This window comes from Streptomyces acidicola (assembly GCF_009377235.1).
Taxonomy (GTDB): domain Bacteria; phylum Actinomycetota; class Actinomycetes; order Streptomycetales; family Streptomycetaceae; genus Streptomyces; species Streptomyces acidicola.
The window spans coordinates 1-1,003 of record NZ_VMNX01000544.1 but is presented as its reverse complement, the minus strand read 5'-3'; the positions used below and the strand labels follow the sequence as shown (position 1 = coordinate 1,003).

Genomic DNA, 1,003 nt, shown 5'->3' with positions numbered 1-1,003 from the left:
ACGTAGTCGAGGTGCACGTGGGCGGTGGTCATCTCGCCGCCGCATTCGTCGCACCAGGCCGAGCCGTGGGAGCCGCACCCGCCGGCCCGGCAGGCCGCGCAGGTGATCTCCGGCCGGGTGCGCACCGCGTCGCCGTCGAACGGCGCGCGGAGCGCGTCGAGCATCTCCGGCGTCACGCGCCACCGCCGACCGGCAGCACGTCGAGCAGGTCCAGTTCGCCGCTCTGCAGCATCTCGACCACGACGCCCATCGCGTCGTCGGTGGGGACGCACGCCACGACCCCCTCGCGGGGCTCGACCTCCACGCCCGGGACCTCGACCTCTCCGCCCGGGCCGACGGCGCAGCCGTGCTTGACCGAGTCGTTCAGAACGGTGCGCACCAGGTCCGGGTGGACAGCGTCGGACTGCTTCAGCAGCGCCGGGGCGTGCCGCATCAGCACTTCCTTCACTTCCTCCGGCGCGCCGACGATCTCCAGCGTGGTGACGATCCGCTCGGGGTAGTGCTTCGCCACCCACGAGCGGAACGCGGGCACGTCGACGATCCGGGCCTGCGGCTTGGGGTCCTTCTTGGACACCGCGGCGATCTTCACGCCGTTGGGCGCCACCGCCATGACCCGGTCGCCGCGCTCCATGTGCGCGGCCAGCTCCGCGCGGACCTCGTTGTACTTGTCCTCGGCGTGGTCCTTCAGCACCTTGTAGGCGGTCACCTTCACGGCCAGGTCTCTGCTGCTCACCGGTTCGTCCTCACGTTCTGTTTTTGCTGGTCGGGTGCGCCCGCGGCCGGGCGCGGGGCGGTCAGGGGGTGCGCCGGTACGGCGATCTCGACGGCGATCGGCTTCGCCGAGTCGGGGTCGTGCTCGGTGACGGCCTGGTGCACCGCGCGGGGCGCGCACGCCAGGCAGGTCTCGGCCATCTCCAGCGGCGCCCAGTCATCGGTCGGCGCCGGGTCGCCGTAGACGGTGACGACCGCGGGGCGGCCGACGACCTCGCACCAGGTGCACGGC

General features: G+C 72.6%; 2 protein-coding genes. Both read right to left on the bottom strand.

Translation table 11 applies throughout. The annotated features are described in order from the left end of the window. Positions 1-172: 172 nt before the first annotated feature. Positions 173-733: a hypothetical protein gene (locus FPZ41_RS46720; protein WP_152870973.1), complete on the bottom strand. Its 561-nt coding sequence runs from the start codon at positions 731-733 to the stop codon at positions 173-175. Next, a partial coding sequence (locus tag FPZ41_RS47745; protein ID WP_228023482.1) for a hypothetical protein occupies positions 730-1,003 on the bottom strand: 274 nt, incomplete at its 5' end. The genes FPZ41_RS47745 and FPZ41_RS46720, both read right to left, overlap by 4 nt.